This window comes from Anaeromicropila herbilytica (genome assembly GCF_016591975.1).
In the GTDB taxonomy this organism is placed as follows: Bacteria; Bacillota; Clostridia; order Lachnospirales; family Lachnospiraceae; genus Anaeromicropila; species Anaeromicropila herbilytica.
Map to the genome: position 1 here is coordinate 2325742 of NZ_AP024169.1, position 14826 is coordinate 2340567.

11 protein-coding genes are annotated in these 14826 nt (G+C 32.4%); 8 read left to right on the forward strand and 3 right to left on the reverse strand.

All coding sequences use genetic code 11. The features are described 5' to 3' along the window. Nucleotides 1–279: 279 nt before the first annotated feature. The 4 genes from bsdtb5_RS09785 to bsdtb5_RS09800 all read left to right on the forward strand — a co-directional run bounded on the left by bsdtb5_RS09785 (nucleotide 280) and on the right by bsdtb5_RS09800 (nucleotide 7130). Nucleotides 280–1725 carry a DEAD/DEAH box helicase gene (locus bsdtb5_RS09785; protein ID WP_271715832.1) on the forward strand — a complete coding sequence of 482 codons (1446 nt, stop codon included), beginning with the start codon at nucleotides 280–282 and terminating at the stop codon, nucleotides 1723–1725. Between the two features lie 31 nt (nucleotides 1726–1756). Beyond that, nucleotides 1757–2143: a DUF3783 domain-containing protein gene (locus bsdtb5_RS09790; protein WP_271715833.1), complete on the forward strand. Its 387-nt coding sequence runs from the start codon at nucleotides 1757–1759 to the stop codon at nucleotides 2141–2143. Between the two features lie 214 nt (nucleotides 2144–2357). Further along, the gene (locus bsdtb5_RS09795) at nucleotides 2358–3371 is read left to right on the forward strand and encodes a helix-turn-helix domain-containing protein (RefSeq protein ID WP_330611995.1); all 1014 of its coding nucleotides are present in this window, start codon (nucleotides 2358–2360) and stop codon (nucleotides 3369–3371) included. Between the two features lie 354 nt (nucleotides 3372–3725). Then, entirely contained in the window at nucleotides 3726–7130 is a 3405-nt protein-coding gene (locus bsdtb5_RS09800) for a X2-like carbohydrate binding domain-containing protein (protein WP_271715835.1), read from the forward strand. Between the two features lie 79 nt (nucleotides 7131–7209). On the opposite strand, the gene bsdtb5_RS09805 is transcribed toward bsdtb5_RS09800, so the two are convergent. Then, on the reverse strand, nucleotides 7210–7545 hold the full coding sequence (locus bsdtb5_RS09805; RefSeq protein WP_271715836.1) for a phage holin family protein: 336 nt from the start codon (nucleotides 7543–7545) through the stop codon (nucleotides 7210–7212). Between the two features lie 227 nt (nucleotides 7546–7772). On the opposite strand from bsdtb5_RS09805, the gene bsdtb5_RS09810 reads away from it, so the two are divergent. Both bsdtb5_RS09810 and miaB read left to right on the forward strand, forming a co-directional pair. Continuing rightward, nucleotides 7773–9167: an NAD(P)/FAD-dependent oxidoreductase gene (locus bsdtb5_RS09810; protein WP_271715837.1), complete on the forward strand. Its 1395-nt coding sequence runs from the start codon at nucleotides 7773–7775 to the stop codon at nucleotides 9165–9167. A gap of 279 nt (nucleotides 9168–9446) precedes the next feature. Next, entirely contained in the window at nucleotides 9447–10880 is a 1434-nt protein-coding gene (gene miaB, locus bsdtb5_RS09815) for a tRNA (N6-isopentenyl adenosine(37)-C2)-methylthiotransferase MiaB (protein ID WP_271715838.1), read from the forward strand. Nucleotides 10881–11153: 273 nt separating this feature from the next. On the opposite strand, the gene bsdtb5_RS09820 is transcribed toward miaB, so the two are convergent. Continuing rightward, nucleotides 11154–11570: a hypothetical protein gene (locus bsdtb5_RS09820; protein WP_271715839.1), complete on the reverse strand. Its 417-nt coding sequence runs from the start codon at nucleotides 11568–11570 to the stop codon at nucleotides 11154–11156. Between the two features lie 15 nt (nucleotides 11571–11585). Beyond that, nucleotides 11586–12023: a LytTR family DNA-binding domain-containing protein gene (locus bsdtb5_RS09825; protein WP_271715840.1), complete on the reverse strand. Its 438-nt coding sequence runs from the start codon at nucleotides 12021–12023 to the stop codon at nucleotides 11586–11588. Nucleotides 12024–12528: 505 nt separating this feature from the next. Here bsdtb5_RS09825 and bsdtb5_RS09830 point away from each other — a divergent pair. Beyond that, nucleotides 12529–13839, forward strand: a complete 1311-nt coding sequence (locus bsdtb5_RS09830; protein WP_271715841.1) for an ABC transporter substrate-binding protein — start codon at nucleotides 12529–12531, stop codon at nucleotides 13837–13839. 106 nt (nucleotides 13840–13945) lie between these two features. Continuing rightward, nucleotides 13946–14821, forward strand: a complete 876-nt coding sequence (locus tag bsdtb5_RS09835) for a carbohydrate ABC transporter permease (protein WP_271715842.1) — start codon at nucleotides 13946–13948, stop codon at nucleotides 14819–14821. Nucleotides 14822–14826 lie beyond the last annotated feature (5 nt).

A 14826-nucleotide genomic window follows, 5' to 3' on the forward strand; every position in this document is an offset into this window, starting at 1 on the left:
TTAATATACTTTATCTGGGGAAGCTACGGCTTCCCTAATTTTAATATCATACCTTTTAGTATACAAATGCGTTGAACTTTGCATGAGGGAATTCAATAAATATTATTAAATTTTAATAAGCATCTATTCACATTGGCATCGTCAAATAGGACTTATGAACTTACCACTTTATCCTTAACTAATTACTGCCAAGTTTGGAAATTAAAATTATAAGTAGTATTGGTTCATAATTATTGGTATAATGGAAAAGTTAAAATTATGAAAAATAAAGGTATAAATATGAGTTCTAAAGAATGGAAGCAGTACACGTTAAGCAATGAGATAATAAAAGCAATTGATCTATTAGGATATAAGAATCCAACAAAGGTTCAACAACAAGTAATTCCAGCAATAATTAATAAAAATGATGTAATAGTCAAATCTCAGACAGGAAGTGGGAAGACAGCATCCTTTGCAATCCCAATTTGTGAACAAATCATATGGGAGGAGAACAAACCACAAGCGATTATAATTGAGCCAACAAGAGAACTCGCACTACAGGTAAAAGAGGATATCTTTCATATCGGTAGATTTAAAAGAATTAAACCTACAGCAGTATATGGAAGAGCTCCTTTTATAAATCAAGTAAAAGAACTAAAGCAAAAGACACATGTCATTGTAGGAACACCTGGACGAATTATCGATCATCTTGAGAAAGGAACACTTGATACTTCAAAGATAGAATATTTAGTCATTGATGAAGCTGATGAGATGCTTCGAATGGGATTTATTGAACAGGTAGCAAAGATTATAGAGAGTTTGCCAAAGAAAAGAGTAACCTTACTTTTATCGGCAACAATGCCAGACAATATTGAAAGTTTATGTAAACAGTATATGAAGGAACCTCTATTCATTACAATGGAAGATCAGAATCTAACAGTAGACAGTATTGATCAAGAAGCTTATATTGCATCGGAACAGGAGAAATTTTCTTTACTGAAAGATATCATGATTCTGAATAATCCAGATAGTTGTATTATATTTTGCAATACCCAGAAAACAGTTGATGAAGTTGCCTATAAAATGATGAAGAATCACCTTTCTTGCAATCAGATTCATGGTGGTATGGAGCAACGCGATAGAACCAATGTAATGGAACAGTTTCGTGAAGGACGATTTCGCTATCTAATTGCAACGGATGTAGCAGCAAGGGGAATCGACATTGATCATATATCACTGGTTATTAATTATGAATTACCAAAGGACAAGGAGAATTATGTCCATCGTATTGGTAGAACAGGACGCGTTAATAGAGAAGGTAAAGCAATTTCGTTAGTAGAAGATAGGGACATGAGATTGTTACAATCCATTTGTGAGTATATAGATAAAGAGATTCCAGTAAGAGAAGCTCCATTACGAGAAAAGGTGTTAGAATATAAAGAAGCTTTTTTACTTAAGAATGGCGATAAACCGGAGTTAAAAGAAAAAAAAGGCTCGTCCTTAAATAATAATATCCTGAAACTTCACATAAATGCTGGAAAGAAAGCAAAGATACGTCCAGTTGATATTGTAGGATCAATCTGTAGCATTGAAGGTGTAACAGCAGAAGATATTGGAATTATTCAGATAGTAGATATCTCAACGTTTGTTGAGATATTAAATGGTAAAGGAAAATATGTCCTAAAAGAGTTACTGAAGAAAACGATAAAGGGCAAGGTTCGAAAGATTAGAATATCGAATAAGTAAATAACTAGAGCAGCTTAAGAAGGAGGGTATTATGGAACAATCAAAAATCTTATTATATAACTTAAAAAGTGCAAAGGGAAGTAAAATCGAAAAACTATGTAAAAGGTTATCCATAGAAGTGAAACATGTTGTTGAAGAGGAATATCTTAATTCTATCGGTAATCTAGCTGGAACGCTTGAAAAGAAGGAAGATAACCAGTTAAATGGTAGAACAGAAGAAGCTTTTCAAGATGAAATGTTCATTATGGTGAATTTTACTGATTCCTTATTGGACCAATTCCTCAAAGAATACAGAAAAACTCATATTGATTCCGTTTCCTTAAGAGCAATCATGACACCGAATAATCAAGTGTGGAATTCATACGAGTTATATCATGAATTATGTCGCGAGAGAGATGCAATGAAAGCGTTTGAGTAAATTCAAGTGGTTATACTAAGAGATGTCTGAGCGTAAATAATCACAAATAATTTTAATAAATTGGAATAAAAAGATAATATTGAAGCTGGGTTCCAAGTGTGGAATTCAGCTTTTAATATTATATAAGTATCTTAATGATATATCAAGAATGGAACAGCAATAATTAAATAGATATTCTATAATATAATTACCACGTGGGAAGGAAGTGTTAGTGTTGGAACAAGATAGTATCAAGATGCTATGTTTCGAATATATTGAAAAGCATTTAAAAGAGGATCTTACAATCGAAAATATAGCAAATGCAATGGGGTATTCGACCTGTCATTTTGCAAGAATGTTTAAAGATTGTATGGGAATATCAACAATGGAATATGTAAAGGAGAGAAGGTTAATCAAAGCCTCTTGGGATATTATGAATGGGAGTAGAATACTTGATGTAGCTTTAGATTATGGATATTCAACACATAGTGCTTTTACAAAAGCCTTTCGTAAACATTATGGATTCTCCCCAACACTAATTAAAGCCTTTCAGATTCAAAATAGTTATATTAATAGCACATATGAAGAATTAGATAGTAATGAATCCAATAGTGATATGACAAATAATTCAGTTGGAAACAACACGGATAGTCAGAAAGGAGTTTATATGAGTATATTCTTAAAACAACCATCAATCCATACTACTAAGGAGGAACTATATGATATTCTATGCAATATTGTATCAGAGAATCAAATCGAATCTAATAGTGAACATCTAAGATCAGCTTATGATTTTGCATGCCAAGCACATGAAGGTCAGAAGAGATATTGTGGGGATGAATATGTCACTCATTCGTTGAATGTAGCAATTCTTCTTGCAGAGATGGAAGCAGATGAGGAAACAATTCTTGTTGGTCTTCTTCATGATGTATTAGAAATGAATTCAAATATTGAGTTATCTACGATTGAAAATGATTTTACAGAAAGCATTGCAAGATTGGTTAAGCAAATTACATTATTTAATGAAAGTTATTCTAGGGGATGCAAAATCGAAGATATGAATGAAAAAGTAATTATGGTCAAATTGGCAGATCGCCTCCATAATATGAGAACAATTCAATATACATCACCAGATAAATATAAAGAAAGAGCGAAAGAAACCTTAGATATATTTTCTCCAATCGCTGCAAAATATGAGAATCTAAAGTTAAAATCTGAGTTAGATGACTTAGCGCTTAAATATTTATAGGTAGAATAGATAAAAGCATCAGAATAGTAAGAATAGTAAAAGAAAAATTAATATATGAGGTAATGTTACGAAACCAAGAAATATATCTATATGGGATATATTTCTTGGTTTGTTTTTGTCGAAATAGGAAAGAAAAAGATGAGCGAAAATTGTTGCATTTTATTTGTTTTATGAATAAACTATATATAAGAAATGTAAAATATAACCAAAACAAATGTGCGAATTACTTATTAGAATGTAACATATTTAACATGATCTGGATAATGGCAATGCCATTTGATAATAAAAATTACAGAAAGGAGGACTTTATTTAGATATGCCATTGTACAGAATATTAATAAGGAGGAATTTTTTATGAAAGTAAAAAGAGGGAAGAGATTACTGAGTATTTTACTTACAATGACATTATTTACTTACATACCTAATAACACAATAGTAAATGCACAAAATGAAACGGGTACCACATCGACATCAACAGTAGCAACGGAAAACTATTCATGGAAGAACGTTCAGATCGGCGGAGGTGGCTATGTTGACGATGTAATATTTAACAACGGAGAAAAAGACCTTATCTACGCTAGAACAGATATGGGGGGAGCTTATCGATGGGACAAGACAACAAATACTTGGATTCCTCTTACCGATTGGATCGGTAATGATGATTGGAATAATCTTGGATGCGACAGCTTAGCAACCGATCCAGTCGATACGAATCGTGTGTATATCCAAGCGGGAACCTATACAAATAATTGGACAGATGCCAATGGATGTATTCTAAGATCTACAGATAAGGGTGATACTTGGCAAATAACAAAGTTACCATTTAAAGTTGGAGCCAATATGTTAGGTCGTTCCATGGGTGAAAGACTAGTTGTCGATCCTAATAGCAATAATGTTTTATATATGGGAACTAGAAGTGGTAATGGTCTATGGAAGAGTACGGATTATGGTGTAACATGGAATAAAGTAACATCATTTACAGAAGTAGGTGACTATATACCATCCGATTTCGATAATACTTCTTATGATAACACGATAACTGGTGTTGTATGGGTTACGTTTGATACAACTTCAAGTACGAAAGGTACTCCTTGCCAGAAAATATATGTTGGAGTTGCTAATAAAGCAAAAAGCGGTGCTGCTGCAGAGAATACAGTGTTCTGTAGCGAAGATGGAGGTAAGACTTGGAGTGCTCTAGGTGGTCAACCTCAAAATGGATATTTACCTCAACATGGTGTATTATCATCGAATGGTAATTTATACATCACTTATAGCAATGGCCCTGGACCATACGTTGGAACCAAAGGTGAAGTATGGAAATATAATACAACAAAGAAGGCATGGACCCAAATTAGCCCTGTAGCATCAAGTAGTGAGGATGATTATTTTGGTTATGGTGGAATATCTGTTGATGCACAACATCCAGATACAATACTCGTTAGTACATTTAATTCCTGGTGGCCAGAAGCAAATTTCTTCTATTCAACAGATGGAGGTACAACTTGGACAAGATTCTGGGATTGGAATGGATATCCAAGCCGTACTTTAAGATATACCCAAGATATCTCAGCAACACCATGGTTAACCTTTAACAAAATAGCAGAACCACCAATTCCATCACCAGTACTTGGATGGATGATTGGTAATGTATCCATTGATCCATTCAATTCAGACCGCATGTTCTATGGCACTGGCGCAACTGTATATGGAACGGATAACTTAACAGACCTTGGAAAAGGTGGAAAAGTTAATATCACTGTTAAGTCACTTGGTATTGAACAAACAGCCGTTCAATCTCTTATTAGTCCTACAACTGGAACAGCGCATCTAATTAGTGGTCTTGGTGATGTATGTGGATTCGTTCATGAAGATCTTACAAAGGTACCAAAAACAATGATGGGATCTCCAACATTCAGTACAACTACAGGTATGGATTATGCAGAATTAAGTCCATCTAAGTTTGTTAGAGTCGGTAATACAGACAAGGGAGATCATCCAAGAATAGCACTATCATATGATGCAGGAAAAAACTGGTATTCAGTAAAGAACTGTTGGTCAAGTAGCAGTACTGATGAGACTGGCGGCGGTAATGTAGCAATGTCAGCAGATGGTAATTCCATCGTTTGGGCTCCAAATGGTACTGATCAACCAGTATGTTATTCCTCATCATCTGGTAACTCATGGAATCAATCAAAAGGTATTCCAAGCCACGCGACAATTGCGTCGGATAGAGTAAATCCTAAGAAATTCTATGCATTTTACAATGGAACATTCTATGTAAGCACAGATGGTGGCGCTAACTTTACAGCTACAGTATCTACTGGATTACCAACAGCTTCAAATGCAAGCTTAAAAGCAATGCCAGGAGTAGAAGGTGACATCTGGTTAGCTGGTGGATATAAGGATTATGAATATGGTTTATGGCATTCCACAGATTCAGGTAAGACATTTACTAAACTATCTAATGTTCAAGAGGCTGATGTAATCGGTTTCGGAAAAGCAGCACCTGGACAAAGCTATATGGCACTTTACACTTCTGCAAAAATAAATGGAGTAAGAGGAATCTTTCGTTCAGATGATTGTGGAGCATCATGGGTTCGAATTAATGATGATCAACATCAATATGGAAGATTAAATTCATGTATTACAGGAGACCCAAGAATCTATGGTCGTGTATATGTTGGAACAAATGGAAGAGGTATTGTCTATGGAGATACGACAAGTACAGTTACAAGTTCAATCGTAAGCCCTTTAACAGCATCTTTTGATAAAAACGTAGCAGAACAAAAAGATGTTACAGTTGAGATGACATTGAATGGTAATACTTTAGTATCTATTAGTAATGGTACGAATCAATTAGTATCTGGCACTGATTATATGGTATTAAATAATACGGTAACCATTAAAAAAGAATATCTAGCACAGCAAGCAAATGGTACAACCAATTTGACATTTGATTTTAGTGCTGGTGTTGATCCAGTTCTAGCAATTAGCATTACAGATTCTAGTTCACAAGTAAATTCGACAGTATCTCCATCAGCTATATCTTTTGATAAAAATGTAGCTATGCAATCTGATGTAATAGTTGATGTAGCTTTGAACGGTAATACTTTAACAGCTATTAAAAATGGTAGCTCAATTTTAACTTTAAATACTGATTATACAATATCAGATAATAAAGTTATTATAAAGAAAGATTATTTAAGTTCACTAGCTGTTGGTGTGACAAATCTTACTTTTGATTTTAGTGCTGGAAAGGATCAAGTAGTAACGGTTACAGTAACTGATTCAACAGTAGTAGTGGTAGGAAACCTTGAGATACAGATGTATAATTCTGGTACATCTGATTCGAGCAATACGTTATCACCACTATTTAAGATTATTAATACTGGTTCTACATCAATCAATCTGTCCGATGTAACACTTCGATATTATTTTACAGCGGATGGAGCTAGCGCACATAGTTTCTGGTGTGATTGGTCATCTGTTGGAACATCGAATGTCCAAGGAGCTTTTATCACGATGAAGAATAGTTCGAGTACGGCAGATACTTATTTAGAAATTGGGTTTACAAGTGGTGCAGGAACTATAGCTGCTGGTCAAAGTGCTTTTGTACAAACTAGAATTTCAAAAGCTGATTGGAGTAGCTATTCACAAGCTAATGATTATTCCTTTAGTGCTTTGAATAAAACTTATGCTTCATGGAATAAGGTAACAGCTTATATTAATGGTAGCCTACAGTGGGGAATTGAGCCATAGAATAGTATAGAGTAAATTATTGGAGTGTCGTTGAATAACTAGAAGTATAAAACTAGTTATGGAGCGACGCTCCTTTTTATTATTTCTTATCTATGTTATTGTTAGAATTATGATTATTAGTAGCGTTATTATCATTATTATTTCCTTTTGAATTATTACTGCCATTTTCAATTAAATTTCGAAATGCTTCGTGCATTCCTGTACTAGTTAATCCAGTAATCATACCAGCTAAGACAATCTCAGCACTAATAGAATGTTGAAATGCAACGTTGGCAATTACCCCAATAAATAGCATAATTAGCGGTATGTACTTATTTGGTATAAAATCTAGACTATTTTTTATTACATAACCAGTACAAAGGCATATTCCTAATACAACAAAAACTACATAATCACATAATGCATTGATTGGCATTGTGCTCACTCCCTTCAAAATGAGTTTTTTTTTATTACACTATATTTTATGCAAAATAAATAATCACGTTACATAATCTAACAAATATCAACAAATGATACAATATAGTTTACGGCAAGTTAAGTAATTTGTTAGCAAAAAAAGTGATATTAGTTTAGTAAATAAAAAATATAGTGCAAAATATAAATAAATTGTATAAAATGGAAGATGGCGAAAGGAGTGATACTATGCAAAAATATGATGTAATTATTATTGGTGCAGGCCCATCAGGAATTTTTTGTGCATATGAACTTAAAAAACAAAGAAAAGACATGAAAGTATTAATGATTGAAAAAGGAAGAAGGATAGAACAAAGAAAATGTCCTAAACGTACAACTAAAAAATGTGTTAAATGTTCACCTTGTTCCATAACGACTGGTTTTGCTGGAGCTGGAGCTTTTTCAGATGGAAAATTATCTTTATCTCCAGATGTTGGAGGTAATTTACCTGATATTCTTGGTTATGATGAAACAGTGAATTTATTAAAGGAATCTGATGATATCTATTTACAATTTGGAGCTGATACCAACGTATATGGCGTAGACAAAGAAAAAGAAATACATGAAATTAGAAGAAAAGCTATAAATGCGAATCTTAAGTTAATTGAATGCCCAATCAGACATCTTGGAACTGAAGAAGGTTACAAAATATATAATCGTTTACAAGATCATTTATTATCCGAAGGGGTAGAAATGATATTTAATACAATGGTAGATAATATTATTATAGAAGACGATAAAGCAGTTGGTATTAAAACAGATAAAGGTGAGTTATATTATGCCGATGAAATTGTATCCGCGATTGGAAGAGAAGGTTCTGAATGGTTTAGTCATATCTGTAAAGAACATGGAATCGAAACAGCGGTTGGAACTGTTGATATAGGGGTTCGTGTGGAAGTACGAGATGAAGTAATGGATTTCCTAAATAAGAATCTTTATGAAGCAAAATTAGTATATTACACACCAACATTTGACGATAAAGTACGTACTTTCTGTACCAATCCATCTGGTGAGGTTGCCACAGAATACTATGAGAATGGATTAGCTGTAGTCAATGGACATGCATATAAAGCAAAAGAGTACAAGACAAATAATACGAACTTTGCATTACTTGTATCGAAGAACTTTACAAAACCATTCAAGACTCCAATTGAATATGGAAAGCATATCGCACAATTAAGTAATATGTTATGCGATGGTAAGATTCTTGTACAAACCTTTGGTGATTTCCAAAGAGGTAGAAGAACAACAGAAGAAAGATTATGCAGAAATAATCTTATTCCAACTCTTAAAGATGCAGTTCCAGGAGATTTATCATTAGTATTCCCTCATAGAATCATGGTGGATATTAAAGAAATGATTCTTGCACTTGATAAAGTAACCCCAGGTATAGCAAGTGATGAGACTTTATTATATGGTGTTGAAGTGAAATTCTATTCAAATAAAGTAGTGGTGAATCGCGAATTTGAAACTAGTGTAAAAGGACTTCGTGCAATTGGCGATGGTGCATCAGTGACAAGAGGATTACAACAAGCGTCTGCAAATGGTATTAGCGTTGCACGTAGTATTCTTAAGTCTATGTAGTTTAAAGTTATTAAGTATTTTGAGAGAGCAGCAGAGTCTTGTTGTTCTCTCATTTTTTTAAGTGCATTTCATATAATTTAATTCAATTAATTATATTGAAATATGATGAGTTGCCCGACAAATGACCTGTTTCAAAATCTAGCCTGGCAACTCATATGTTTCGTTTGATTCTTTATTCTTTCTTGAAACAATTAAAAGAAGTTGATATAATATCATGTAGACTAATGAGCCTGTTCGTATTAGGAATAGTGCTACATTCTAGAAAGGCATGGATTAAGTATGAAAGAAGAAGTTAAAATTAATATTACTGAGAAAGAATCACAAAGACAACTTAGATTTATTGAACATCTAAGAGATTATTATACAGAAAAATCAGAAGAACTTCAAAGGCCACTCACTTGTCATATTGCCACTTTTGGGTGTCAAATGAATGCAAGAGATTCCGAAAAGATTCTTGGAACTTTGGAACAAATAGGATTCAAAGAAGTGGATACAGAAGAAGCTGATTTTGTAATCTATAACACTTGTACCGTTAGAGAAAATGCAAATCTTAAGGTTTACGGAAGACTTGGACATCTTAGCCAACTTAAAAAGAAAAATCCTCATATGCTAATTGCATTATGTGGATGTATGATGCAAGAAGACGCAGTAGTTGATAAGATTAAGAAGAGTTATCGTTTTGTTGATATTATATTTGGAACGCACAATATCTTTAAATTGGCTGAATTGATTCAGGCAAGATTAGATTCTAAGGATATGATTATTGATATATGGAAAGATGCTACTGAAATTGTTGAAGATCTACCTAGTGAGAGAAAATACAAGTTTAAAGCTGGCGTTAATATCATGTTTGGATGCAACAATTTCTGTACATATTGTATTGTGCCTTATGTAAGAGGACGTGAAAGAAGCCGTAACCCAGAAGATATTATCAAAGAGATTAAAGATTTGGTTGCTGATGGCGTAGTTGAGATTATGCTTCTTGGCCAAAATGTTAACTCATATGGGAAGAACCTTGAAGAACCAATGACATTTGCAGGACTTCTAAGAGAAATTGAGAAAATTGATGGATTAGAACGTGTTCGTTTCATGACTTCTCATCCAAAAGATTTATCTGATGATTTAATAGATGCAATGAAGGATTCGAAAAAGATCTGTACCCATCTTCACCTTCCAGTACAATCAGGAAGTTCAAGAATCTTAAAGATTATGAACCGTCATTATACGAAAGAACAATATCTTAATCTTGTAGATAGAATTAAGAACGCTATTCCTAATATTTCATTAACAACGGATATTATTGTAGGTTTCCCAGGAGAAACAGAAGAAGATTTCTTAGAGACTTTGGATGTAATTCGAAAGGTACGTTATGAAAGTGCATTTACTTTTGTATATTCAAAGAGAACAGGTACTCCTGCTGCCAATATGGAAGAGCAAGTAGATGATGAAGTAGTAAAGGATCGTTTTAACCGCTTACTGAAAGAAGTTAAGATTATCTCATCGGAATTAACTGGAAGAGAAACAGGAACAGTTCAAAAAGTACTAGTAGAAGGAATTAATGAGCAAGATTCTGAGTTAGTAACTGGTAGATTAAGTAATAATTTATTGGTTCATTTTAAAGGTTCCACGGAGCTTATTGGTAGAATTGTTAACGTCAAGTTGGTAGAATGTAAAGGATTCTATTATATTGGTGAAATGGTAGAGGCACAATAATTAAATTACTATTAAGTGATTCATGGTAATTAGATAACATAAACTATGAATTTAACAAGTAAATCAATAAACTTATTAACTGTTAAGTATGAATAATTCATAGTTAAATGCTATAGTTCATTAAGTGTAATATTAATTGATAATTGTTAAAGAAATAGATAAAATGAGTGCGTTATTCAATTATAGAATTGCGCACTCATTTATATTTCAAGATTTAGATAGATATTCTATATATACTCAATTGACTAAAATACACATTAAATTATCTGTTTTTTATTTTTTATTTTCTTCCTTTTGATTCTCGTTTATTTTCTCATTAATATCTTTAGCAACTAACTTATTCTTACTATAATAGAAAAACATAGAACTTGAGAGAATGATAATACCTATTAATAGAGAACGGAATATCGATTGTAAATTATTTATCTTATACCAGTGAAAAAGATAACCGAATATTAAATTGATTGGAATCAAAATAACAACTTCTGTTAGATAATAGCTTTTCCATGATTTAAAATCGTGAGCTTGAGTAATTAGATCATCTAATACAACGAATAGAATAATTATAACTAAATCTTGTAATACAATGTTAAAATCACCGCTACTAAAAAAATACATAAGACTATAAATTGCCATAATTACTGTAAATGCTATACAAATAGTAGATATTTTTTCATGTATACGATTCATATATTAACCTCCTTGTTATAATCCGATTTTTTTCTTAAAATAAGGCATATAATGCCTAGAAATAATAACTTTTTCATTATTGACTAGTTGAATTTCATATTTTTCACTGGCGATTGGATTAATACAAACCACTTTACTCGTATTGACTATACAAGATTTACTTATACGAACAAAGGATGTGTTTTTAAGTTTATCTTCCAGCTCATATAATTTCTCATCTGTTTCCAATGTCTTATCTTCACAATAGATAAAAGTTTTATTATCCACACAATCAAAATATAAGATATTTTCTAATGCAATTTGATATATGGTTTGATCGATTCGCCCCTTAATAGAAAAGGAGAGTAATCTAATCTGATCAATAATCTTTTGTAATTCTGGATTAATGGTATTACAATGAATAGTTATCTCAGTCTCTTCATATTCAAATGACTGATGAATGTTTAATTTCAAACGAATCCCCCTTTTCGATAATTTTGCTAGCTAGTATGTTTAGTATAGAAAATATAAATGCCAAAATCAACCAGAAATAAGCGAGTTACGTTTTTATTATAATAAAATACGATACTACATGATTAACAACATAAATAGTAGTGTTAGTGCGATTCATGATATTTGTATGTATTCATAAACACAAAAACAGATCATAATTCTTTGGATTATGGTCTGTTTTTGTGTTTTGAAAGAAGATTATAAGTAAATTATTTTATATCAAATTATTTTGTATGTTACAGCAATTCAAGTTACAATATATATATTGCATAAAAAAAGACAAAATAATATATACAATATATGCAAAAATAATATAAATATAAAAATAATACACTATTTTCGAATAATGTTATCTATAATGCACAAATACTGAGTGCTATAATTTGAATATAACAAAAAAGTAACTAAAAAACAAACCACGTAACAGTCCATGGGGTGGACCAAACGATATTGAGGAGGTATTTTTATGAAAAAGAAAATTTTATCAGTACTAGTAGCGTTAACTGTGGTGGCATCATTAACGGCATGCTCAAGTAAAAAGGCAGAGAATTCTGATAATAACAATCAGAAAAATCCAAGTACAACTACAATTAAGGTATTCTCTAATCAGACAGACAGAAAAACAGGTCAGGGCCTTATTGAACAAACACTATTCGATAATTACATGAAAGAAAATCCTAATGTAAAGATTGAAGTAGAAGCATTAGATGATGAAGCATATAAAACAAAATTCAAAGCATATGCATCAGGAAATAGTCTGCCAGATCTAGTGAATGCTTGGGGACAGCCATCTTTCTTAAATGAAGTAATAGATGCTGGAATACTTGCAGAATTAAATAAGGATGACTACAAAGATTATGGGTTTATTGATGGATCATTAGAAGGTTTTAGTAAAGATGGAAAGTTATATGGACTTCCTAGAAATACAGATGTTATGGCATTTTATTATAACAAAGCAATATTCAAAAAGAATGGATGGGAAGTTCCAAAGACTTATGCAGATTTAATTACACTTGCAGGAAAAATTAAAGCAAAAGGATTGATTCCATGTAGTATGGATGGTTCTGATAAATGGCCATTATCTATTTTTATGAATGATTTAGTTGCTAAATTAGAAGGTGATTACAAAACAGAATATAGAAAATCGATTGAAAGCGGAGATTTCTCCAATCCATCCTATAAAAAGGCTGCTGAATTGTTACAAGAAGCAGTAAAAGCTGGTTTATTCCAAAGTGGTTTTGAGACTAGTGACTATGGAACATCTCTGAATTTATTTGCAAATGGTCAAGCGGCTATGTACTACATGGGAAGTTGGGAAATGTCTATGGCAACCAATCCAGACGTAATTCCAGAAGTTCGTGACAACATCGGTGTATTCATGATGCCTGTAGTAGATGGTGGAAAAGGTAAAGTTACTGATATCGCAGCTTGGAATGGTGGTGGCTATGCAGTTACAGCTAATTCAAAAGTGAAGGATGAAGCAATAAAGTTATTAAACTATATGTTTAAACAAGATAACTGGTCAAAACTAGCTTGGGAAAATGGTGTATGTATGTCAGCACAAGATTACTCAGCATATTTAACAGGAAAAGAAACAGCACCACAAAAAGCATTTACAGATATAGTGACAGGTTCTACAAGTATTACAGGTGTAACATTTAATGATCTTGGAACTTCTGAATTTAAATCACTAAGTGAAGATTTATCACAAATGCTAGCGATTGGTTCAATTAAACCAGATGAATTTATCAAAAATTTAGAAGAAGCTACAAAATAATAGTAGTGACTGAATAGTTACTAGTAATATCTATATTATATGGTTGCCTTGATACTTATATCTGAAAGGCAACCATATTTAAAAAAGGCAGGAAGGGAGAAGTGTTATGCAAAAATTATATAGTAATAAGTGGGTTATCTTGAGTTTAGTGGCTCCTGGACTTTTAACTTTTATATTTGCTATTTTAGCACCAATATGTTTGAGCTTCTACTATGGATTAACGGATTTCTCGGGGCTAGGTAACGCTACATATGTTGGGCTAGAAAATTATAAAAACTTAATGAGCGATGCAGCTTTTTGGACCGCACTTAGAAATTCTATATTGTTAGCCTTCGGATTTATATTAATACAACATCCACTAGCAATCATAACAGCAGCAATCTTAGATAAGTTACAAGGAAAAGCAGAAGGATTTTTTCGATGTGTATACTTTATTCCTAACGTAATATCGGTAGCGATTATTGCATACCTTTGGAAATTTATCTATAATCCTAATTTTGGTCTATTAAATAACATCTTAAAAATATTTGGATATAACAAAGAAGTAAATTGGTTAGGTTCAGGGATGGCGATTTGGTCAGTACTTGTTGTTCTAATCTGGCATGGATTTGGCTGGGGAATGTTAATCTATTATACAGGAATAAAAAACATTGATCCAGTTCTTTATGAGGCAGCAGCGATTGATGGTGCAAATACAAGGACAGTATTCATGAAAATTACGTTACCACTTATGAAACCAGTAATACAAGTTAATGTAACGCTTGCTATTATTGCAGCCTTAAAACAAATGGAGACAGTTTATTTATTAACAAATGGTGGTCCAGGTAACGAAACGCAATTTTTAGCAAACTATCTATACAAGCAAGCATTTAGTTCATTTAAATATGGATATGGTAATGCAATTAGCGTTGTATTTATCGTGATATGTTTAGTAATAACTGTTGCATTAAATAAAATGTTTCAAGAAAAGGAAGTAAAATAGGGGGT